The sequence below is a fragment of the Amycolatopsis sp. NPDC059235 genome (assembly GCF_042754125.1).
In the GTDB taxonomy this organism is placed as follows: Bacteria; Actinomycetota; Actinomycetes; order Mycobacteriales; family Pseudonocardiaceae; genus Amycolatopsis; species Amycolatopsis albidoflava.
The window spans coordinates 48,424-69,296 of record NZ_JBHZAG010000035.1 but is presented as its reverse complement, the minus strand read 5'-3'; the positions used below and the strand labels follow the sequence as shown (position 1 = coordinate 69,296).

16 protein-coding genes are annotated in these 20,873 nt (G+C 68.2%); 7 read left to right on the top strand and 9 right to left on the bottom strand.

The features are described 5' to 3' along the window. The first annotated feature begins 292 nt into the window (after positions 1 to 292). The gene (locus tag ACFXI3_RS23130; RefSeq protein WP_378402025.1) at positions 293 to 5,221 is read left to right on the top strand and encodes an RHS repeat-associated core domain-containing protein; all 4,929 of its coding nucleotides are present in this window, start codon (positions 293 to 295) and stop codon (positions 5,219 to 5,221) included. Positions 5,222 to 5,234: 13 nt separating this feature from the next. Here ACFXI3_RS23130 and ACFXI3_RS23125 read toward each other — a convergent pair whose 3' ends face one another. From ACFXI3_RS23125 to ACFXI3_RS23110, 4 genes are read right to left on the bottom strand one after another with little or no spacing between them, the layout of a single operon-like run. After that, entirely contained in the window at positions 5,235 to 5,651 is a 417-nt protein-coding gene (locus tag ACFXI3_RS23125) for a carboxymuconolactone decarboxylase family protein (protein WP_378402023.1), read from the bottom strand. Next, on the bottom strand, positions 5,648 to 6,112 hold the full coding sequence (locus tag ACFXI3_RS23120; protein WP_344282114.1) for a MerR family transcriptional regulator: 465 nt from the start codon (positions 6,110 to 6,112) through the stop codon (positions 5,648 to 5,650). The genes ACFXI3_RS23125 and ACFXI3_RS23120 overlap by 4 nt, the downstream gene beginning before the upstream one ends. Before the next feature lie 41 nt (positions 6,113 to 6,153). After that, the gene (locus tag ACFXI3_RS23115) at positions 6,154 to 7,413 is read right to left on the bottom strand and encodes an MFS transporter (RefSeq protein WP_378402020.1); all 1,260 of its coding nucleotides are present in this window, start codon (positions 7,411 to 7,413) and stop codon (positions 6,154 to 6,156) included. Beyond that, positions 7,406 to 8,728 carry a GH1 family beta-glucosidase gene (locus ACFXI3_RS23110; protein WP_378402018.1) on the bottom strand — a complete coding sequence of 441 codons (1,323 nt, stop codon included), beginning with the start codon at positions 8,726 to 8,728 and terminating at the stop codon, positions 7,406 to 7,408. Before ACFXI3_RS23110 ends, ACFXI3_RS23115 begins: the two co-directional genes overlap by 8 nt. Before the next feature lie 114 nt (positions 8,729 to 8,842). Between ACFXI3_RS23110 and ACFXI3_RS23105 the strand changes: the two genes are divergently transcribed. Further along, positions 8,843 to 9,502: a TetR/AcrR family transcriptional regulator gene (locus ACFXI3_RS23105; protein ID WP_037806876.1), complete on the top strand. Its 660-nt coding sequence runs from the start codon at positions 8,843 to 8,845 to the stop codon at positions 9,500 to 9,502. A gap of 14 nt (positions 9,503 to 9,516) precedes the next feature. Here the strand turns inward: ACFXI3_RS23105 and ACFXI3_RS23100 are convergent, their stop codons facing one another. Further along, on the bottom strand, positions 9,517 to 10,704 hold the full coding sequence (locus ACFXI3_RS23100) for an amino acid deaminase/aldolase (protein WP_344282127.1): 1,188 nt from the start codon (positions 10,702 to 10,704) through the stop codon (positions 9,517 to 9,519). 99 nt (positions 10,705 to 10,803) lie between these two features. Between ACFXI3_RS23100 and ACFXI3_RS23095 the strand changes: the two genes are divergently transcribed. Then, positions 10,804 to 12,105, top strand: coding sequence for a D-arabinono-1,4-lactone oxidase (locus tag ACFXI3_RS23095; RefSeq protein WP_378402016.1), 1,302 nt, complete (start codon positions 10,804 to 10,806; stop codon positions 12,103 to 12,105). A 12-nt stretch (positions 12,106 to 12,117) separates the two neighbouring features. Here ACFXI3_RS23095 and ACFXI3_RS23090 read toward each other — a convergent pair whose 3' ends face one another. From ACFXI3_RS23090 to ACFXI3_RS23080, 3 genes are read right to left on the bottom strand one after another with little or no spacing between them, the layout of a single operon-like run. Beyond that, positions 12,118 to 13,062 (bottom strand): ribose-phosphate diphosphokinase, encoded by a 945-nt coding sequence (locus ACFXI3_RS23090; protein ID WP_378402014.1) that lies wholly within the window; start codon positions 13,060 to 13,062, stop codon positions 12,118 to 12,120. After that, a complete protein-coding gene (locus tag ACFXI3_RS23085; protein ID WP_378402012.1) occupies positions 13,062 to 13,712 on the bottom strand; it encodes an SDR family oxidoreductase in 651 nt (216 codons plus the stop codon). The genes ACFXI3_RS23090 and ACFXI3_RS23085 overlap by 1 nt, the downstream gene beginning before the upstream one ends. A gap of 41 nt (positions 13,713 to 13,753) precedes the next feature. Continuing rightward, the gene (locus ACFXI3_RS23080) at positions 13,754 to 14,416 is read right to left on the bottom strand and encodes a hypothetical protein (RefSeq protein ID WP_037718927.1); all 663 of its coding nucleotides are present in this window, start codon (positions 14,414 to 14,416) and stop codon (positions 13,754 to 13,756) included. Positions 14,417 to 14,836: 420 nt separating this feature from the next. On the opposite strand from ACFXI3_RS23080, the gene ACFXI3_RS23075 reads away from it, so the two are divergent. From ACFXI3_RS23075 to ACFXI3_RS23060, 4 genes are all read left to right on the top strand, one after another. After that, positions 14,837 to 15,907, top strand: a complete 1,071-nt coding sequence (locus tag ACFXI3_RS23075; RefSeq protein WP_378402010.1) for an HpcH/HpaI aldolase/citrate lyase family protein — start codon at positions 14,837 to 14,839, stop codon at positions 15,905 to 15,907. Beyond that, positions 15,904 to 16,764, top strand: a complete 861-nt coding sequence (locus ACFXI3_RS23070; RefSeq protein ID WP_378402008.1) for an HpcH/HpaI aldolase/citrate lyase family protein — start codon at positions 15,904 to 15,906, stop codon at positions 16,762 to 16,764. Before ACFXI3_RS23075 ends, ACFXI3_RS23070 begins: the two co-directional genes overlap by 4 nt. A gap of 96 nt (positions 16,765 to 16,860) precedes the next feature. Next, positions 16,861 to 17,484 carry a hypothetical protein gene (locus ACFXI3_RS23065; RefSeq protein ID WP_378402006.1) on the top strand — a complete coding sequence of 208 codons (624 nt, stop codon included), beginning with the start codon at positions 16,861 to 16,863 and terminating at the stop codon, positions 17,482 to 17,484. Positions 17,485 to 17,767: 283 nt separating this feature from the next. Beyond that, the gene (locus tag ACFXI3_RS23060) at positions 17,768 to 19,486 is read left to right on the top strand and encodes a toll/interleukin-1 receptor domain-containing protein (RefSeq protein ID WP_378402004.1); all 1,719 of its coding nucleotides are present in this window, start codon (positions 17,768 to 17,770) and stop codon (positions 19,484 to 19,486) included. Here ACFXI3_RS23060 and ACFXI3_RS23055 read toward each other — a convergent pair. Continuing rightward, the gene (locus ACFXI3_RS23055; RefSeq protein WP_378402002.1) at positions 19,479 to 20,864 is read right to left on the bottom strand and encodes an amidase; all 1,386 of its coding nucleotides are present in this window, start codon (positions 20,862 to 20,864) and stop codon (positions 19,479 to 19,481) included. The genes ACFXI3_RS23060 and ACFXI3_RS23055 overlap by 8 nt on opposite strands. Positions 20,865 to 20,873 lie beyond the last annotated feature (9 nt).

The following is a 20,873-nucleotide window of genomic DNA, read 5'->3' as shown; positions in this document are numbered from 1 at the left end:
CGGTCGCGACCCAGAACTCCGCGGGCCGGTGCCGTTGCACTCCCCTCCCCCGACCGGCACCGGCCCGCGGTTCCACTTCCCAGACCCGCCGCCGACTCCGAGTTCCGGAGTTCCGCGGCGGGTTTTGTGCGCTTGCCGCCGGCCCGCTGGCAAACGCGGGCACCGCCGACGTACATAAGCGCAACACCGAGGCAACCGCGCGAGAACTCTCGGTAACCTGATCCGGGGGTCTGTGCGTTCGAATTCGGCTGCGCGCCCAAGTGATGTGTGTTGAGCGTCGGGAAGGGCCGGTATGTCGAATCCATTGGTCGCCGAAAAGCAGGACTCGACCTCGGCTATCTCCGGCATCTCGATCCTCGAGGCTGGCAAGGGCCTGAAGGACGGCATCGAGTCCGGCGACTGGGCGGCGACCGTGATGGGCGCGGTCGGGGTCGGCATGGAAGCGCTCGCCGCGGTGATGGACCCGTTCGGCGCGATCCTCGCCGCGGGCGTCGGCTGGCTGATCGAGCACGTCGGCCCGCTCAAGGAAGCGCTGGACAAACTGGCCGGCGACCCGGACCAGGTGCACGCGTACTCCGAGACCTGGAAGAACGTCGCCAAAGAGGTCTCGGCGGTCTCCCAGGACCTGGCCGCGCAGGTCAAAAAGGACATCGAGTCCTGGGAGGGCACCAGCGCCGACGCCTACCGCAAGCAGGCCGAGGAGGTCGCCAAGACTCTCGAAGGCGCCGCGCAGGCGTGCGAAGGCGCGGGCAGCGGGGTGAAGACCGCGGGCGAGGTCGTCGGCGCGGTGCGGATGCTCGTGCGCGACATCATCGCCCAGGTCGTGGCGCACCTGATCTCGTGGGCGCTGCAGGTGCTGTTCACCCTCGGCATCGGGATGGCCTGGGTGGTGCCGCAGGTGGTCAACCTGGTGGCCAAGACCGCCAAGCAGATCGCCGAACTGGTCAAGAACCTCACCAAGGCGCTCAAGGAACTCGGCAAGCTCCTCACCAAGACCAAGGGCCTGTTCGAGAACGTCGCCAAGTCGATGAAGAGCATCAAGGGCGGCGCCAAGGACGCCACGCACACGCCGAAGGAGATCAAGTCTCCCGGCGGCGGCTCCACCAAGCCTTCCGGCGCGAAGGACACCCCGAACGAAAAAGGCGGTGGCGGTGGCGAGAAACCGCCGCCGGTCAAGGACGAGTCCACCAACACCTCCGGTGCGCACGACGGGCCGCCGCCGGAAAACAAGGGCGGCGGGAACCACGAGCCGCCTCCGCGCGAACCCGCGAAGGACGAGCCGCAGGGCAACGGCGGTGCCGAGGGCGGCGGGAACAAGAACGAACGCGGCGGGAACGAGCGGTCCGACCCGGAGAAGGACAAGACCGAGGCGTCCAACGCGAAGCAGGAGGGCGACGCCGATCCGCCCTGCCTGACCGACCCGGTCGTCATCTCCACCGGCGAGGTGCTCGTCGAGGACTACGACCTCGAACTGCCGGAACTGCTGATGCGGCGGACGCATCGGTCGTCGTATCGCTCCGGGCGCTGGTTCGGCTCGACCTGGGCGTCCACTGTGGACCAACGGCTGGAGTTCGGCGAGGAGTACATCCGGTACTACGGGCCGGAAGGCGTGACCCTCTACTACCCGATGCCCGCCGGGGACGAGCCGGTGCTGCCGACCGAAGGCGCGCGCTGGCCGCTCACCAAGCACGCCGACGGCAGCTGCACCATCGACCAGGTGCGTCCGGACCGGACGATGCGGTTTTCCGGCGAGGGCAAGGCATTGCCGCTGCGCTCGATCGAGGACGCCGACGGCGCGCGGACCGAACTGTCCTACGACGACTCCGGCGCGCCGGCGCTGCTCACGCATTCCAGCGGGATCCAGGTCGGCTTCCGCACTGACGGGCACCGCGTCACCGAACTGCGGATGATCGGCGACGGCCCGGCTCCGGACGTCGTCGTGCGCAATTACCGCTACAACTACCGCGGTCACCTCTCCGAGGTCATCAACTCCTCGGGCACCGCGATGCGCTACACCTACGATCCCGACGGCAGGGTCACGAGCTGGGAAGACCGCAACGGGGTCGCCTACCGCTACGTCTACGACGCCGAAGGCCGCTGCGTGCGCACCGAGGGCGATCAGGGTTTCTACAGCGGTGCGTTCGAGTTCCTCCCCGAAGCCCGCATCACCCGGTTCACCGATTCCCTCGGCCACACCTCGGAATACGAGTACAACCTGGAGGGACGGCCGGTCCGGGAGACCGACCCGCTGGGCAACGTGACGCTCTCCGAATGGGACCGCTACGGCAATCTGCTCCGCCGGGTCGACCCGCTCGGCCGGATCACCGAGTACACCTACGACGAGGACGGCACGCCGCTCACCATCGCCCGTCCCGACGGCAGCCTTGCCGAACTGGAGCACGACGGCGTCGAACTGGCTTCGATCACGGTGCACGGCAACGGACGGACCTGGCAGCGCCGGTACGACCAGCCCGCGGTGCCTGAGCTGCCCGGTTTCCTGGGCGAAGCCGAGGTCTCCGACGAGGAGCTGGACCAGTTCGGCCGGCCGCGCACCGCGCCCGAGGTCGGCGGCGGACGCGTGCAGCTGGGCTGGACGGTCGACGGCAAACCCGCCTCGCGCGTCGGGGTGCGCCGCGAGCGCGCGATGTGGCGGTACGACCGCGAGGGCAACGAGATCGAGCACGTCGACGAACTCGGCCGCGCGACCAAGCGCGAGTACGGTCCGTTCGACATGGTCACCGCGGTCGTGGACCCGTCCGGCGCGCGCACCAGCTACACCTACGACACCGAGCTGCGGCTGACGTCGGTGACCGATCCGCTGAACCGCACCTGGACCTACACCTACGACCCGCTCGGCAGGCTGGTCGCGCAGACCGATTTCGACGGCCGGACCCGGACCTACGCCTACGACGCGGCCGGGCAGACCGTCGCCGTGACCGAGCCGGACGGTTCAGTCACCGAGAACAAGTACGACCTGCTGGGCAACCGGGTCGAGATCCGCAGCCCGCACCGGACCGTGCGCTACGCATACGACCCGGTCGGCAACGTCGTGCGCGCGGAGTCCGCGGACTCGGTGGTGGAGTTCGACCGCGACCGGTACGGCCGGGTCGTCCGCGAGGCGATCGACGGCGTCGAGGTGCACTTCGCCTACGACGAGGAGAGCCAGACCATCCGCCGTCGCACGCCGTCCGGCGCCGAGAGCGTGTGGACGTTCGACGAGGAGGACCGGCCGGTTTCGCTGGCCACCGCCGGGCACACCGTGCGCTACCGGCTGGACGACGAGGGCCGCGTGCTCGCCCGCGACACCGACGGGGTCAGCACCCTGCAGCAGGCGTTCGGCCCGCGCGGGCTGCTCACCGCGCAGCAGGTTTCCCGTGGAACATCCCCGGTGCGGCGGCGCGGTCTCGAGTACTACGCGGACGGCAGCCTCGCCGCGGTGCAAGACAGCCTCGCCGGGAAGACCGGCTACACGCGGGACCCGGCCGGACGCGTGGTCACAGTGTCCTCCGCGGCGGGCACGGAAGAGCTGCGCTACAACCCGGCCGGCGAACTGACCGCCTGGTCGGGCAGCTCCGGTCTGTCCGCCGACTACGACGCCCTCGGCCGCCGGATCCGGCACCGCGAGGTGCATCCGGGCGGCGTGCGGGTGTGGGAGTACTCCTGGACCGGCGAACTGCTCACCGGCCTGCGCACGCCGGACGGCGCCCAGTGGCGCTACCGATACGACCCGCTCGGCCGCCGGATCGCCAAGGAGCGGCTGCTGGCCGACGGCTCCGTCGCGGAATCGACCCGGTTCGTGTGGGACGGCTTCGTGCTCATCGAACAGGAGCACACCGACCCGGCCGGAGTGCGCCGGACGACCACCTGGGAACGCAGGCCGGGCAGCGACGAACCGGTCACCCAGGTCGAACGCGGCCCCGGCGGCGACCGGTTCGCGTCCGTGGTCACCGACGCGATCGGCACCCCGACCGAACTGATCGACGAGCAGGGCGGCCTCGCCTGGAGCGCGCGGCGTTCGCTGTGGGGCAAGGTCCAGCCCGGCGGGATCCCGCTGCAGTTCCCCGGCCAGTACGCCGACGCCGAATCCGGCTTGCACTACAACGTTTTCCGCTACTACGACCCGGCCGTCGCGCGCTACATCAGCCAGGACCCGCTCGGGCTGGAGGGCGGGCCGAACCCGGGCAACTACGTTCCCGACCCGTTCGCCGCCACCGACGTGCTCGGCCTCAAATGCAACAAGGGCAAAGGCAAGGACACCGACCCGCCGCCCGCGGACTCCACCGCCAAGCACAACTCCGACAACGGCGGCGGCAGTTCTTCCTCGGCCAGCAAGGACAAGGCCGGAGACAAGCGCAAGCGCGACAAGGACGACGACGGCACCAGCGCCAGCTCGGACAAATCCAACAAGAAAAAGAAAACCGATGCCGAGCCCAAGGAAAAGGGTCCCTGGGCCCGCCCGAGCGGATTCCAGAAGCGCGCCCAGGACGTCATCGACGCGCAGAAGAAGGACCCGAAGAGCCCGTTCTACAACACCGGCGACAAGGTTCACGCGCGACACATCATTTCGTTCCAGACCATGCGGGACAACATGAAGAAGTGGGTGGAACACCAGCCCGCGAAGGATCAGGCCGCACTGACGAAGAAGTACACGACAGAGCTGCGGAAGATGAACAGCAACCCGAACAACCTTCCGCTCGGCCCTGGCAAGCCGAACACCTCTATCGGCAGCGTCGTGGACAAGTTCCCGCACGTCCAGGACCGCATCAAGAACGGCGAGACGCCGAAGGAGGCCTTCGACAATTCGTCGGGCTACCTCAAGGACATCAAGAACGAATACGCGGACGGGGCGATCAAGGCCACCGACCACATGAAGAAGCCCGAGCAGGACGCGTTCATGGACAACGTCAAGGGCAGCTCGGACTTCGACTGGCCCGGCGGCACAAAGGAGCAGTACAAGGAATGGAGCGACATGCGCGACCGGTTCCTTGACCTCGGCAAAGACCCCGGGAAGCACAGTGCCGCGGACGTGGACAAGCTCATCAAGGACTTCGACAACCTCAAACCGCCCAAGACCATGGACGACGCGAACGGCAATCGCGTCATGGGCCATCCGTACCCGAATCAGTTCGACAACGCGCCCAAGGGTGACCCGTTCAGCCGAAACGAAAAAGGGGAGATCATCCCGCCCGCGGACCTGCCGCCGTTGCCGGACAAGAAGTAGGACGCCGCGAACGTCAGACGGTCTCCTCCGCGTCCCGGGCGGCGAACACCTCGCGCGCGGCGAAGGTAGCGTTCAGCGCTCGCGGGAATCCCGCGTAGACCGCCGAGTGCATGAGCGCCTCGGTGATTTCCTCGCGGCTGAGCCCGACGTTCAGCGCCGCGCCGATGTGCACCTTCAGCTGCGGTTCGCAGCCGCCGAGCGCGGTCAGCACGCCGAGGGTGACCAGCTGGCGGCTGCGCGGGTCGAGGCCCGGCCGGTCGTACATGTCGCCGAAGGCGAACGCGGCCACGTGGTGCCCGAGCGCGGGGTTGATGTCGGCGAGGGAATCGATGACGGCTTCGCCCTGGTGACCGTCTATGCGGGACAGCACCTCGAGCCCGTTCTTGCGGCGGGCGAGGTTTTCCGGGCTGTCGATGTCGTGCTGGGTCACGGGAGGGGGCCTTCCTGGTAAGTGGCGATCTTGTATTCGGTGGCGGCGAGGGAAAGCTGCAGCTGAGCGATCTGCGCGCGAAGGGTGTCGCGGTGCTCCAAGAGCATTTCGCGTCGTTCGGGCACGGTGTCCGCGCCGGACTCGATCAGCTCGACGTAGCGGCGCAGGTCGCTGATCGGCATGCCCGAGACGCGCATCCGCGTCAGGAACACCAGCCGGCGCACCGATGCCGCGTCGTAAACCCGGTGCCCGGCGCTGTCGCGGGCGACCTCGACCAATCCGATCCGCTCGTAGTACCGCAGCGTGTGCGGGTTCAGCCCGAGGTGTTCCGCGGTGGTGGCGATGTCCCACTCGTTCGCGTCGTCGTCCCGGGCCAGTTCCCGCAGCGCTTCGACCGACACCGTGCCCGGCGGGTCGACCGCCAGGCGCAGCGCCTCGGTCAGCGCGTCTTCCTTCTCCATGCCGAAGACGCTAAGCCTGTGAGCGCGCTCAAACGCAAGCGCTAACCCACCGACCGGACCCGCGTCACCAAAACCCCGGCCAGCAAGGTCGCTACGGCGGACGCCGCGAACAGCCCCGGATACCCGCCGAGCCAGTGCAGGATCAGTGTCGTGAGCAGCGGCGCGACCACCTGCGGCAGCGAGTTCGCGATGTTGACGACGCCGAGGTCCTTGGCCCGGTTCTGCGCCGCGGGCAGCACCTGCGTCAGCATCGCCAGCGCCACCGCCATGTAGACGCCGAAGCCGACGCCCAGCAACGGCGACGCCACCAGCGCCACCGGCCAGCTCTGCCAGATCACCAGCAGCAGCGCGGCCAACGCCATGATCGCCGCCGAGCCGAGGACGTACGGCTTGCGCTTGCCGGACTTGTCGGAGAAATGCCCGGCCAGCACCGCGCCGATCACCAACGCCACGCCGTACAGCCCCATCATGATCAGCAGGCCGCTGTCCGGATCCGGGTAATGCACCGCGTCCTTGAGGAAGAACAGCAGGTAGAGCGTGCCGAACGCGTTGCCGAGGTTGATCATGAAGTGGCAGCCCCACGCCCACGCGAAGTCCGGATGCCGCCGCGGCGAGACCCACAGGTCGGCGAGGATTTCGCGGATCCGGCCGCTGGGCCGGAACTCCACCGGCAGCCGCGCGTCCGGTGTGCGGAGCACGAACGCCGCCGCGCCGGCGAGCACGATCGCGGCGCAAGCGGCGTAGCCGAGCGGGAGGCCGGCGAGGTCGAGCATCACCACGACCACCACGGCGCCGAGCACGGTGCCGAGCATCTGCGCGATGCCGACCAGCCCGCCGACCTGCGCGCGCTGCCCGACCGGAACCCGGTCGGCGATGCCGGACATCAGCGTCGCGAGCATGCCGTTGAGCCCGGCCTGCACGAGACACCAGCCGATCGTCATCACGACGACGTTCGGGGCCTCGGCCAGCACCAGCAGCCCGGCCGCGCCGATCGCGCCGCCCGCGATCGTCCACGGATGCCGCCTGCCGAACCGCGAGCAGGTGCGGTCCGAGAGCAGGCCGATCGCCGGGTTCGCGACGAGCGCGACGGCCGCGCCGATGCCGGTCACGACTCCGAAGACGGTTTCCTTGTGCGCGGCGTCGAGGAGTTCGGCCTGCTGTGGGAGAAGCACCTGAATCGGCGCGTAAACGCCGAGCCAGAGCGCGATGTTCGCGAGGAACAGCAGCGTCATCCACCCGGCGCGGACGCGCTTGACCGGCTCGGCGAAGACATCCGGGACAGCGGCGGCAGTGTCACTCATGGCGGACCAGCTTCCGGTACCAGGCGAAGGAATCCTTGGGGGTGCGGCGTTGCGTCTCGTAATCCACGTGCACGAGCCCGAACCGCGGCGCGTAGCCCTTGGACCATTCGAAGTTGTCCAGCAGCGACCAGACGAAGTATCCGCGCACGTCCACGCCGGCATCCATCGCTTCGCGCAACGCCTGCAGGTGGCTGGCGAGGAATTCGATCCGCTCCGGATCCGGGACGGTGCCGTCGGCGGCCGGTTCGTCGGCGAAGCTGCAGCCGTTCTCGGTGATCTGGATCGGCGGCAGGTGCTCGCGGTAGCGCTCGTGGAAGGACACCAGCAGGTCGCGCAGTGCCTGCGGGACGATCGGGGAATCGTTGGTGGTCATGGGATAACCCTCGACCGGGCGCAGTTCGAACGGCAGCGGGTTGCCCTCGCCGGGAGCCGTCACGCCTTGGGGTTCGTAGTAGTTGACGCCGTAGAAATCGAGCGGCTGCGCGATCGTGGCGAGGTCGTCGGCGAAGTTCTCCGGCAGGTGCGGATGGACCTGCTCGGGGTAGCTGCCGAGCAGCATCGGGTCGGCGAAGGTGCGGTTGATCAGCGCGTCGAGCCAGTCGGCGGCCGCGCGGTCGGCGGGCGTGTCGTGGTCCGGCCAGATCGGCGAGTGGTTGTTCGCGGTGCCGATGCCGGTCGCGCCCGCCGCGCGCAGCGCCTGCACGGCCAGGCCGTGCGCGAGGTTCTGGTGATGCGCCGTGGGGAGCGCGTCGAGCAGGAGGAACTCGCCGGGCGCGTACTCGCCGATGCCGTAGCCGTAGATCGACATGACCATCGGCTCGTTGAGCGGGATCCAGAGTTTCGCCCGATCGGCGAAATGCTCCCCCACGATCGTGGCGTAATCAGCGAAGCGGAAGGCGGTGTCGCGGGAGCGCCAGCCGCCCGCGTCCTCGATCGCCTGCGGCGTGTCCCAGTGGTACAGCGTGATCGCCGGAGCTATTCCGGCGGCGCATACCTCGTCGATCAGCTTGTCGTAGAAGGCAAGTCCCTCCGCGTTGGGCTTGCCGGCGCCGTCGGGCTGGATGCGCGGCCAGGCGATCGACATCCGGTAGGCGCCGACGCCGAGTTCCGCCATCAGGGCGATGTCCTCGGAGTAGCGGTGGTAGTGGTCGGCCGCTACCTTGGCGTCCTCGCCCCGGGCGATCTTGCCTTCGGTGGCGGTGAACGTGTCCCAGATGGACGGTCCCCGGCCGCCCTCGGCCGTCGCCCCCTCGATCTGGAACGCCGAGGTCGAGACACCCCACAGGAAGCCGGGCGGGAAGGTCGGATGGTCCACGCTGAGCACCCCTTGCCTTCGGACACCCTCGCGGGTGAACGTGAAAAGTTCTCATATGTTAGGTCGTCACTCGTCTCGGGGGAAGCCCTGCGGGGCGCTAAAGTCCCAGATCAGATGAGTGAATCGCGAGAGACTCCGAGGAACGACGTGGCCGAGACCCAGGCTGAACCCACACCGCTGCGGCGAAAGCCGGTTCAGCAACGCAGTGCCCGGCGAGTGGAACAGATGCTGGACGCGAGCGCCGTGCTCATCGACGAGCTGGGCTACGACGCGCTCACCACCACGCTGATCGCCAAACGCGCGGGCGTCGCGGTCGGGTCGCTGTACCAGTTCTTCCCGGACAAACGCGCGGTCGTGCAGGCGCTGACACAGCGGAACCTGGAACGGTTCGTGGCCGCGGTGAACGAGCGGCTGCAGCAGCTCAGCCCGGAGCACTGGTGGAACATCGTCGACTCGGTGCTGGACATCTACCTGCAGATGCACCGCGAGGTGCCGGGATTCTCGAAGGTCCACTTCGGAGACGTCATCGACGTCCGGCTGCTGGCTGACGACCGCGACAACAACTCGGTCATCGCGGACTCGCTGGTCGAAATCCTGCGCGGGCACGTCGACCGGCCCGCCGACGAACTCCGCTTCGCCATCGCGATCGCCAACGAGACGGCGGACGCGCTGCTGAAGCTCGCCTTCCGCCGCGACCCGAACGGGGACGAGCGGATCGTCGCCGAGGCCAAGCACGTGGTGAAGGGTTATCTGGCAAGCAAATTCGGCGACTGAGGCCCGCATCCGGCTCAGCCGAAGTTCTGCCCCTCGCCGCGGTATGTCGGGACGGTGCGCTCCACCTGGCTGCCGCGGACGAGGTGGTAGGCCAGGAACCGTTCGGCCAATTCCCCCGCTTTCGCGTGCCGCAGCCAGACCCGGTCGCCGAGTCGCAGGGAGCGCGCGGCCTCGCCGGTCACCGGCGTCTGCACCTCGCCGGCGCCCTCGAAACCCAGCAGGCGCAAGCCTTCCGGCAGGTACGGCGACGGTTCGCGCGACGGGCCGGTCGGGCCGGAAGCGATGTAGCCGCCGGAGTACAGCGTCGCGACGTTCTTGGCCGGACGGCGCACCACCGGCAGCGCGAACAGCGCGGCCGGGCGCGGCTGGAAGTGCGAGTAGCCGTCGAACAGCGTCGGCGCGAGGAAGCCGGAACCGGCGGCGATCTCGGTGACCACGTTCTCCGCGCCGGTGGTCTCGATGCTTCCGGTGCCGCCGCCGTTGACGAACTCCAGGTCGGCGACTTCGCGCACGGCACGCACCGCGGCACTGCGGCGGCGGGCGAGTTCGGCCGCGGAACGGCGTTGCATCCAGCCGACCACCCGGTTCTGCAGGCCTTTTCCGGCAGCGTCGCCGAGCCCGGCGATCTGGCCTTCGTACGCCATCATCCCGACCAGCTGGAAGCCCGGCCGCTCGACGATCTTCCGCGCCACCGCCGCGGCTTGTCCCGGTTTGAACACCGGCGAACGCCTTGTCCCGACATGCACGCCGGGAAGCGGGCGCCAGGAAGCGTCGAGTTCGAGGCACACGCGGATGTCCGGGTGCCCGTGGCCGAGCGCGGCGTCGACCAGGTCGAGGTGCTCGGTCGAGTCGACCATGATCGTGACCGCCGCGCGGGCTCGTTCGCTCGCCGCCAGCCGACGGAGCGCTTCGTGGTCGGCGGTCGGGTACGCGACCACGATGTCGTCGGAAGTGCCCAGCTCAGCGTGCCAAACGGCCTCGGCGAGCGAGTAGCACATCAGACCTTCGAAGCCGTCTCGCGCGAGCGCCCGCTCCAGCAGCGCACGGCAGCGCACGGACTTGCTGACCACCCGGATCGGCTTGCCCGCGGCCCGGCGCAGCAGGTCGTCGGCGTTGGCGTCGAAGGCGTCCAGGTCGACGATCGCGAGCGGCGGATCCAGGTCCTTCGTCGCGAGGTCGTACCCGTGCGCTGAGGTGGTCACGCACTTACGGTACGACAACAACGCTTGAAACGCGAATACTATTCACTTACGGTTCCGGCATCTATCGTGGGAACCTTCCAGCGAAGAACAGGTGCCGCAATGACGTGGAGCAACTGGGCCGGAACGGCCAAGGCCACCCCGCAACGGGTGCACCGGCCGCGCAGCGCGGCCGAGATCGCCGAGGTCGTGGCCGGGGTCGCCGCGGCGGGCCACCGCGTCCGCCCGTGGGGCAGCGGGCATTCGTTCACCGCGATCGCCGCCGCCGATTCCGACGCGCTCGACCTCACCGCGTGGACCGGCATCGAACGCGCCGACCTCGAAACGCAGCAGGTCACCGTCCGTTCCGGCACCACTCTCCGCACCCTCAACGCCGCTCTCGACGCGCTCGGGCTCGCGATGACGAACCTCGGCGACATCGACGCACAGACGATCGCCGGCGCGATTTCCACCGGCACGCACGGCACCGGTGCGCGCTTCGGCGGAATCTCGACGCAGATCGTCGCGCTGGAACTCGTCCTCGCTGACGGTTCGCTGGTCCGCTGCTCGGCCGATGAACGTCCGGAACTGTTCCACGCCGCCCGCGTCGGCCTTGGCGCACTTGGCGTCATCAGCACCGTGACCCTCCAATGTGAACAGTCCTTTGTGCTCTCCGCGCAGGAACGTCCGGAGCCGCTGGAGCAGGTCCTCGAAGGCTTCGACGACAACGCCGCGAACAACGACCATTTCGAGTTCTACTGGTTTCCCTACGGCACCAAGGCGTTGGTGAAGCGCAACAACCGGCTGCCGGTGGACGCCGAGCGGAAACCGTTGTCCCGCCTCAAGCAGTTCGTCGACTACGAGCTCACCGAGAACGTCGCGTTCGGCGGGCTCTGCCGGCTCGGCCGCGCCGTGCCGAAGCTGGTGCGGCCGCTGGGCGCGTTCGCCTCGCAGGTGTCGTCGCCTCGGGAGTACAGCGATCTTTCGCACCGCGTTTTCGTCACCCATCGCGGCGTGCGGTTCGTCGAGTCGGAGTACGCCGTCCCGCGCGAATCAGTGCTCGACGTGCTGGCCGAACTGCGCGGAGTGGTGCCGCGGCTGAAAGATCCGGTGGCGTTCCCGGTCGAGGTGCGCGTGGCCGCGGCCGACGACATCTGGCTGTCCACCGCGAACGGCCGCGATTCCGCGTACATCGCGATCCACCAGTTCCTCGGCATGCCCTACCGCGAGTACTTCGCCGCGTTCGAGAACGTGGTGGGCCAGGTCGGAGGACGGCCGCACTGGGGCAAAATGCACGACCTCGACGCGTCCGTCCTGCGCACCCGCTACCCGCACTTCGACGATTTCCTGCGGATCCGCAAGGAATGCGACCCGGCCGGGACCTTCGCCAACACCTATCTCGACCGGGTCCTCGGCAGCGTCTGATCAGCTCCGGGATCAGTTCGGCTCGAACAGCGAACTGACCGACTCTCCATTGTGGATTCGCCGCATCGCCTCGGCCAGCGCCGGGGCGATGGACAGAATCCGCAGCTTCTCCGTGCGCTCCTCGACCGGAACCGGCACCGTGTTCGTGCAGACGATCTCCAGCACGTCCTCCTGGCCGCCGATCCGCTTGAGCGCGCCGTCGGCGAACAGCCCGTGCGTGCAGGCCACCCGGATCGACCGCGCACCCATCTCCCGCAGCCGGCCCAGCAGTTCCAGCACCGTGCTGCCGCGCGCGATCTCGTCGTCCAGCACGATGATGTCGCGTCCGGCGATCTCTCCGATCACCGACGTGATCTCGACCCGGTCGTCGGCGAACCGCTGTTTGGCACCGGCCGCGACCTTCGCGCCGAGCAGCCGGGCGAAATGCGCGGCTTCCTTGGCGTTGCCCAAATCCGGCGACACGACCGTGGTCTCCGAAAGGTCGTACTGCCGGAAGTACCGCGCCAGCTCGCGCAGCGCGTGCAGATGGTCGACCGGCACGCTGAAGAAGCCGTGCACCTGCGGCGAGTGCAACGTCATGGTGAGCACGCGGTTCGCGCCCGCGGTGACCATCAAGTCCGCGACCAGCCTGCCGCCGATGGAGATCCGCGGCGCGTCCTTTTTGTCCGAGCGCGCGTACGAATAGTGCGGCATCACGACGGTGGTGCGCGCGGCCGAGGCACCGCGGGCGGCGTCGAGCATCAGCAGCAGCTCGACCAGGTTCTCCTGCACCGGTTTGACCAGCGGCTGGATCAGGAACACGTCTCGCTCGCGGCAGTTGGCCTGGAGCTGGACCTGGAGACAGTCGTTGGCGAACCGGTCGATCTCCACCGGAAGCAGCGGGACGCCCAGGTTGGCGCAGATTTCTTCGGCGAGCTCGGGGTGCGCGCTGCCGCTGAAAACCGCGATGTCGCGCATCAGATCCGGGTCAGCGCGTCGGCGATGGACGCGTCGCCGGAGACCAGTTCCAGCGTGCGCCGGGCCGTCGCCGGAGTGTCGAGCAGCGCCAGCAGCACCGCGGCGACGTCCTCGCGCGGGATCTCCCCGCTGCCGACCTTCTCCGCGATCTTCACCTGGCCGGTGCCGGAATCGTTGGTCAGCCGGCCGGGACGCAGGATCGTCCAGTCGAGGTCGCGGGCCTTGAGGTCTTCCTCGGCGGCGCGCTTGGCCCGCAGGTAGGCGGCGAAAACCGGGTCGAAGCCCGGGTCGTCCGCCTTGTCCGCGTTGATCGAACCGACCTGGATGAACCGGCGGACGCCTGCGCGCTGCGCGGCGTCGGCGAACAGCACGGCCGCGCCGCGGTCCACAGTGTCTTTGCGGCCCTCGCCGCTGCCCGGGCCGGCACCGGCGGAGAACACCGCGGCGTCCGCGCCTTCGAGCACCTTGGCGACGGCGTCCACATCGGACTTCTCGAGGTCGAGCACGACAGTCTCGGCGCCGACAGCGGTGAGGTCGGCCTCGTGATCCGGGTTGCGCACGATGCCGACCGGCGCGTCGTGCCGCTGCGCGAGCAGCTTTTCCAGGTGCAGGGCGATCTGGCCGTGTCCGCCAGCAATGACGACTCGCATGAACCCGACTCTATCGCCGCGCGAGCACCGACGCCGGTGCTTCAGTCCGCCTCGGCCGGGACTGGGGCGTCGGAGTCCTCGCGCAGCAGCAGGTCGTAGGCCATCTCGTTGACCCAGCGCGAAACCGGGTCCTCCTGCAGCAGCACCCGGTCGTGGTGGGTGTCGAGGTCGAGGTCGGTGGTGGCGTACGGGTCGGCGGTGACGACCGCGAGGCCGTAGGCGCGGGCGCGCGGCAGGCAGTTCGTCACGTAGTCATCGGTCAGCACGGCAGGCGATGGGAGCACCATCGCGGCCTCGCCGTAGCGCGAAAAGGGCACCGCGGAGGCCATCGCGGTCCGCCAGTGCCGGGCGACCGCGAGGACGCCGATGATCTCGGCGGCCGGCGCGGGTGCGGTCGCGGCCAGCTCTGGCCAGGTCCAGGTGTCGACGAGGGCGCGATCGGCGACGGGACCGACACCCATCGCGATCCGCTCCGCGTGCACGTCGGTCTTGAGCTTCGCGACGATGCTGACCTTGCGGCCGAGCAGGGTCGTCGCGGGCAGCACTACGCCGTTCCAGCCCAGCAGGGCCGCGGCCTTGCGCGCCAGCTCGTCGACGCTCGCGGGGAGCTCGATCGGCGGCAGCACCCGGCTCGCCGTCGTCCGGCTGCGCTTCGCACCGCCGGCGACCGTCGAGCGCTCGGTGTTCTGTGGGGTAGCCGCCACGAGTCCGCCTCCTTCAAGCACCTGTTCCTCATGCACCGGCGAAAACCGGTACATGAACTGAGTACCAGGGCAAAGACGCGAGGTCTCCGGGTTGCCCGGCCGCGTGCGATCGGCGGCGCTCAGCGGTCGGTGACCGGTCGGTAGGCGGTCGTTCGACTTCAGCCCGACCGTGCGGCCAACCGAGTGAGACGGGGGTGAGTGGTGCGCACGGAGCGCTTCCCCTGGGTAGCGCGCCACCCGCGCGGGGGCGAGGCAGGCGGCGCAACGCCTTACTCCGATCGGCCTAATCAACCGGGTTCCACAGTGGACTTTCCCTGGTCACGGGCGTCACCCGGATGGCGGGTGAGCTTCGCCGCAGCGGGGGTTCGGGTCTCCGGTTTAGGGTTACCCGTCGGTCAAGTACCCGCCGGGAGGACCAGGATGCGCTCGCCGAAGGACTTCTTCGCCCCGCTCGCCGTCGGAGCGCCGCAGCCGCCGCGGCAGATCCCGGTGCGGCCGTCGCGCATGATCCACTTTTTCGATCCGGGCAACGAAAAGATGGCCGCCAAGGTCCCGGACATCGCGAAGAAGACCGACGTGCTGCTGGGCAACCTGGAGGACGCGGTCCGCGCGGATCGCAAGGAAGCCGCGCGCGCCGGGCTGGTGTCGATCGCGAAGGCGACGGACTTCGGCCGCACGCAGCTGTGGACGCGGGTGAACAGCCTCGACTCGCCGTGGGTGCTCGACGACCTGATCACGCTGGTCACCGAGATCGGCGACAAGCTCGACGTGATCATGGTCCCGAAGGTCGAAGGCGCACAGGACATTCACTACGTCGACCGGTTGCTGGCGCAGCTGGAAGCGCGCGCCGGGCTGACGAAACCGCTGCTGGTGCACGCGATCCTGGAAACGGCGAGCGGCGTGGCGAACGTCGAGGAGATCGCCGGCGCGTCACCGCGCATGCAGGGCATCTCGCTGGGCCCGGCCGACCTGGCCGCGAGCCGCCGGATGAAGACGACCCGTGTCGGCGGCGGCCACCCGGGTTATCTGGTGCGCACCGACCCGGTCGGCGACGACCTCAACGAGGGCCGGACGACGTACCAGCAGGATCTGTGGCACTACACGGTCGCGCGGATGGTCGACGCGTGCGCGATGAACGGAATCCTTCCGTACTACGGGCCGTTCGGCGACATCCGCGACGTCGTGGCGTGCGAGGACCAGTTCCGCAACGCGTTCCTGCTCGGCTGCGTCGGCGCGTGGAGCCTGCACCCGGTGCAGATCGACATCGCGAAGAAGGTTTTCTCGCCGTCCCCCGCGGATGTGGCGTGGGCCCGGCGCGTGATCGCCGAGATGGGCGACGGCACCGGCGCGGTGATGATCGACGGGAAAATGCAGGACGACGCCTCGGTCAAGCAGTGCCGGGTGGTCGTGGAACTGGCCGACGAACTGGCCGCCACCGACCCCGAACTGGCCGCCGCGTACGACGCCGCGACGAAGGAGATCCAGTCATGACCGAACTCCGCCCGCGGCGGTCCGTGCTGTACATGCCCGGTGCGAACGAACGCGCGTTGGAGAAGGCGAAGACGCTTCCGGCGGACGCCTTGATCCTGGACTTGGAAGACGCCGTCGCGCCGGACGCGAAGGAAGCCGCACGGGAACGTGTCTGCGCTGCTGTTGGTACCTATGGCTCGCGCGAAGTGACCATCCGAGTCAACGGCCTGGACACCGAATGGCACGACGCCGACCTGCGCGCCGCGGCTGCCGCCGGCCCCGCCGCCGTGGTGGTGCCGAAGGTGAACTCGGCGGCTGAGGTGCACAACATCGAGCGCGCGCTGGAGCTCGGCGGAGCGCCGGAACACACGAAGATCTGGGCGATGGTGGAGACACCGATCGCGATGCTGCACGCCGCGGAGATCGCGGGCGCGTCGGAACGGTTGACCGTGCTGGTGATGGGCACGAACGACCTGGCGAAGGAACTGCACGCGGAGTTCGTGCCGGGCCGGGGACCGTTGCTGGGCGGGCTTTCGCTGTGTCTGCTGGCCGCGCGCGCGACCGGGAAGGTGATCCTGGACGGGGTCTACAACGACGTCAAGGACGCGGCCGGTTTCGAGGCGGAGTGCTTGCAGGGGCGGCAGTACGGGTTCGACGGGAAGACGTTGATCCATCCTTCGCAGGTGGAGCCGTGCAACCGGGTTTTCGCTCCTTCGGAGGAGGAGATCGACCGGTCTCAGCGGATCATCGCGGCGTTCGAGGAGGCTTCGGCCGAGGGACGCGGTGTGGTGACTGTGGATGGACGGATGATCGAGAACCTGCATGTGGAGAACGCCCGGCGAGTGCTGGCGTTGGCGGAGGCGATCGGGGCGAAGTAAAGAACCGACACACTGAGGTGATCCAACTGTAAGTTGTTTTCAACAATTTACAGGTAACCTCCCCCTGACCGGTTAATCAAGCACGGGGAGGTACTTGTGTCCGGCTGGACTATCGCACTCATTCTCTACTCGGCTGCCGCAATCGCATCCTTTGCCCCGACCGCAGCCTCCCTCTTCCGGAAAACAACGCCACTGCCCGGAGAACCCTCTTTCCAAGAATCTGCGCACTTTTCCGATCCAGCAAAAATACGCTTGATCCAGCATGAGGATCGGATCCGCGGAGCGTTGACCTACTGGAAATCGAGGGCCGAAAAGGCACAATCGTTTCGCCACTACTGCCTAGTCTGGGTCACTCTGTCGACCGCGCTTGTGCCCTTCCTCAGCCAGGCGATTACCAGCGACCCCACCTCCAAGTGGGCGGTCACGGTCATCGGCGCGCACGGATTTATCCTGCTGGCACTCGCGCGAGCGTTCCGGGTAGACGAAAACCACAAATCATTCCGCAACGGCGAATCCGACTACCTGGACCTTCGCCGACGAATGCTGGACACCCCCAGCTCTTTTGGGCAAGACGAAGAAGAACAACTACAAAAGTACTTCAAGATTTCAGCCGCGATCCGCCGATGGGTTCGCAACGCCGAGACGCACAATTATCCGTCGGTGGAAAACCTTCGCACCGAGCGCAGTCCTGGCGATGCCACTCCAGGCACCATCGGATGACTGGCAAAGGCACCGACGACACATTCGCCTGCATTTTGCCCGCTCTCTGCTCCAAGCCCGTTCGTGGTCGAACTGGGACATCTTCGGGAGAAGCACTCAAGATGGGGCGGCGAGTAACGGCCGTGGTCCTTCGCTCGAACTTGAGGCGGCGGGCTGACCAGTTCGCCGTGCACGTTCCAGGACAGGGACCGGTCCGGTCGCTCGGACCCACTCGCGTTCGGCATTCTAGAGGGGAGGGGGCACGATCAGCTGTCCGATAAACGCAGGAGGGAGCCTCGAGATCGTGGACGTCTTCATCAGCTACGACCGCGCGGACGCGGCCGCGGTCCAACGCATCGTGTCCGCGCTGGAGGCCGCCGGCCTGCGAGTGTTCCTCGACGTCGAGCAGATCCGGCAGTTCGAGTCGATCTCAGATCGCTTACGCCTCGCGCTCGGCGAGTCCCGGACCCTGCTCGCGTACTACAGTCGCAGCTACGGCTCCCGGCGTGCGTGCCAAGAAGAGTTCACGACCGCGTATCTGGCTGGCCCGGAGCACGTATTGGTCGTGAACCCCGAGCCAGGCACCGACCACCTGGCTCCCCGCGAAATCCTCGACGTCCTGCTTCCGGGACACCCCTCGCTGAAGCCAGCCTTGTCCGCGCTGGTCGAAGCAGTGCGCGAGCGCGTCGCGACGGTGTCCGGAACCATCGGATCGAAGCCTGCGCCCGAACGCCTCGACGAGTTGGCCGCCCCCACGAAATTCACCGGGCGATGGACCGAACTGTGGCAGCTCCACTCGGTGCTCAGCCACGGCGGAACCGCAGTAGTGCACGGGGTGGTCGACAGCGGCAAAAGCACACTCGCCCGCGCGTACGTGCAGGAATTCGGTCGTACCTATTACCGGGTTCTCCTGGACGACTGGTCGTCCGCGCAAGCCGGAGACCTGGTAGTGGTCGAAGACGTCACAGCACCGCTCGACGACTTCAAGGTTCCTGCCGCGCGTCTCCTGCTGACGCGAGACCCGCGCCTGGCCAAACTCGGTACTGGCATAGAACTGGGCGACCTCCGCGAGGACGAGCTAGACCTGGACCCGGCGCTACGCCTCGCGGCCGAAGGCAGCACCGGGCTGGCCAGGAGGCTCGCCGAGCAGTTTTCCAGCAGCACCGCCGTAATGCTCGATCGGCTACACCAATCCCGAACGCCGCTCCTTGCTCCAGTGGCAGACCGGCTCGAACCGATCGTCACCGGTTTGGGCAAGGCGGCTTGGGATGTGGTCCGAGCACTTGGCGCGACCAGTCCGGTCCCGCTTCCGCTCGATGTGATCGCGGACATCCTCGCAGGTGAGCGCGGGCAGGTTGGCGATAGTTGGCTCGACACCGTGAAGCGCACTGTCTCCGATCTCCTGGCCAGCGGGGTACTTGTCGACGACGGACTCGGAGGGTTCAGGCTGCCCAGGGCGTTTCAACTCGCGCTCCGGCAAACGGATCCACGGCCGGCCCGAGCGGAAGAGATCCGCGAAACGGCCGTACAAATCCTGGCGAGCCGAGCGCGTCCGCGGCGCACGGGCGTCGCCCGGCGCCGTTCGACAGTCGACGACGAGGAGCGGCGCACTGCGCACCGGATTCTCAACGAGCTGACCAGCCGGGTTTCGCTCCATGAACTCCCGGACGGTGAAGGTCTGCTGCGGGACGCGCTGTCCTCTCTTCATACGCTGTTCGACCGGATTCGACAGATCTGCGGCGAGGTCGACCCAGACACGCTCCGCCCGTCAACGCCAGTGCGGCCGGGCCTGGCAACTCTGACCCGCCGCCTGCAGGACGACATTCTGCGACCGTTCCTCCTTTACTGGCACCCCAGGCTCAGTGACCACCACGAGTTGCGGCCATCGGACGTAGGCAGCCACGCCCACGAACTCGCCTGGCCACTTCAGACGCAGCTTCGCTCCGAGTTCAGCAAGCTGCAGCTGTCCATCGCCGAGGTGGCCGACGAATTGGCCGTGCTGAGCGGAAACCCGCTCAGCTGACCGGCCACGGGCGCTGTTCCCCGCGCAGCTTCTCGAACTCCGCCGCGATTCGCAGCACTTCCAGGTCGGCGAACCGGCGACCCGCGATCTGCAGGCCGATCGGCAAGCCTTCCGGGGTATAGCCGCAGTTCAGGGACACCGCGGGCTGTCCGGACATGTTGTACGGCACGGTGAACGCGATGTGCTCGAACGGCCGCGTCGGGTCGTTGGTCGGGGACGGCCAGTCCGCGGGCGGCGGTCCGACCGGGCAGGTCGGCGAGAGGACCACGTCGTACGGTTCGGTCGCGCGCAAGGCGGCCACGCTGATCGCGTCGATGGCGGCGAACCCGCGATAAGTGTCCACACCGGACGCATCCGCTCCCCCGGCCGCCCAATCCGCGATGTACGGCAGGACTTGCGCGCGGCGGTCCTCCGACAGACCGGCCATGTCCGACCAGGCGCGGACTCGCCAGAAGGTGTCCAGGCCGTCCAGGTGGTCGCGGGTCAGGAACGGGGCGACAGGTTCCACGATCGCGCCTGCGGACGAGAACAGGGTGGCGGCGGCGGTCACTGCGTCGACGATCTCCGGAGTGACGGGGAGGCCGACGCCGGGGTCCAGTTGCAGGCCGACGCGCAGGCCAGCGAGGGAACCGGTCAGGGAGCGCCAGTCGATCGAAGCTGGCGGCAGGCTGAGGTGGTCGCGCGGATCGGGTTGGGCCAGGATGCTCATTAGCAGGGCGGTGTCGGCGACGGTCCTGGTCAGCGGTCCGGCGACGCGGCCCAGGAAGGGCGGGTCGACTGGTACGCGGCCGAAGCTGGGTTTCAGGCCGACTAGTCCGCACCAACCGGCGGGGAGGCGGATTGAGCCGCCGATGTCGGTGCCTACGTGCAAAGGGCCGTAGCCTGCGGCGGCCGCGGAGGCGGCACCCGCGCTGGAGCCGCCGGGAGTGCGCGTGACGTCCCACGGGTTGCGCGAAGCAGTGTGGAAGCTTGAAAGGCCTGAGGTGAGCATGCCGTAGTCGGGCATGGTCGTCTTTGCCAGCAGTACCGCGCCGGACTCGCGTACGCGGGCTGCGGCGGGGGCGTCGGCGGCTGCGGGTGTCAGAGCGGTAGCGGCGGTGCCTAGCGGGGTGGGGACGCCTTCGGAGGCGATGTTTTCCTTCAGGGTCAACGGGACGCCGTCGATGGGGCCGGAGGGTTCGCCAGCGTGCCAACGTGCTTCAGACGCCTTCGCGGCTTCGCGGGCTGAAGCGGCGTCGTACGCGTACAGGGCGTGCAGTTCGGGTTCGCGGGCATCGATGCGCGCGAGGACGGCTTCGGTCACTTCGACGGGCGAGAACGTTTGCGCGCGGTACCCGGCTACCAGCTCGTTAGCGGTCAGGTCGGCCAATTCGGTCATCGCGGAACC

Excerpts from the sequence above, each read along its gene's own strand:
- ACFXI3_RS23130 (WP_378402025.1), top strand. The coding sequence starts at position 293 with ATGTCGAATCCATTGGTCGCCGAAAAGCAGGACTCGACCTCGGCTATC.
- ACFXI3_RS23120 (WP_344282114.1), bottom strand. The coding sequence starts at position 6,112 with ATGGAGAAGGAAGACGCGCTGACCGAGGCGCTGCGCCTGGCGGTCGAC.
- ACFXI3_RS23115 (WP_378402020.1), bottom strand. The coding sequence starts at position 7,413 with ATGAGTGACACTGCCGCCGCTGTCCCGGATGTCTTCGCCGAGCCGGTC.
- ACFXI3_RS23105 (WP_037806876.1), top strand. The coding sequence starts at position 8,843 with ATGAGTGAATCGCGAGAGACTCCGAGGAACGACGTGGCCGAGACCCAG.
- ACFXI3_RS23095 (WP_378402016.1), top strand. The coding sequence starts at position 10,804 with ATGACGTGGAGCAACTGGGCCGGAACGGCCAAGGCCACCCCGCAACGG.
- ACFXI3_RS23090 (WP_378402014.1), bottom strand. The coding sequence starts at position 13,062 with ATGCGCGACATCGCGGTTTTCAGCGGCAGCGCGCACCCCGAGCTCGCC.
- ACFXI3_RS23085 (WP_378402012.1), bottom strand. The coding sequence starts at position 13,712 with ATGCGAGTCGTCATTGCTGGCGGACACGGCCAGATCGCCCTGCACCTG.
- ACFXI3_RS23075 (WP_378402010.1), top strand. The coding sequence starts at position 14,837 with ATGCGCTCGCCGAAGGACTTCTTCGCCCCGCTCGCCGTCGGAGCGCCG.
- ACFXI3_RS23070 (WP_378402008.1), top strand. The coding sequence starts at position 15,904 with ATGACCGAACTCCGCCCGCGGCGGTCCGTGCTGTACATGCCCGGTGCG.
- ACFXI3_RS23055 (WP_378402002.1), bottom strand. The coding sequence starts at position 20,864 with ATGACCGAATTGGCCGACCTGACCGCTAACGAGCTGGTAGCCGGGTAC.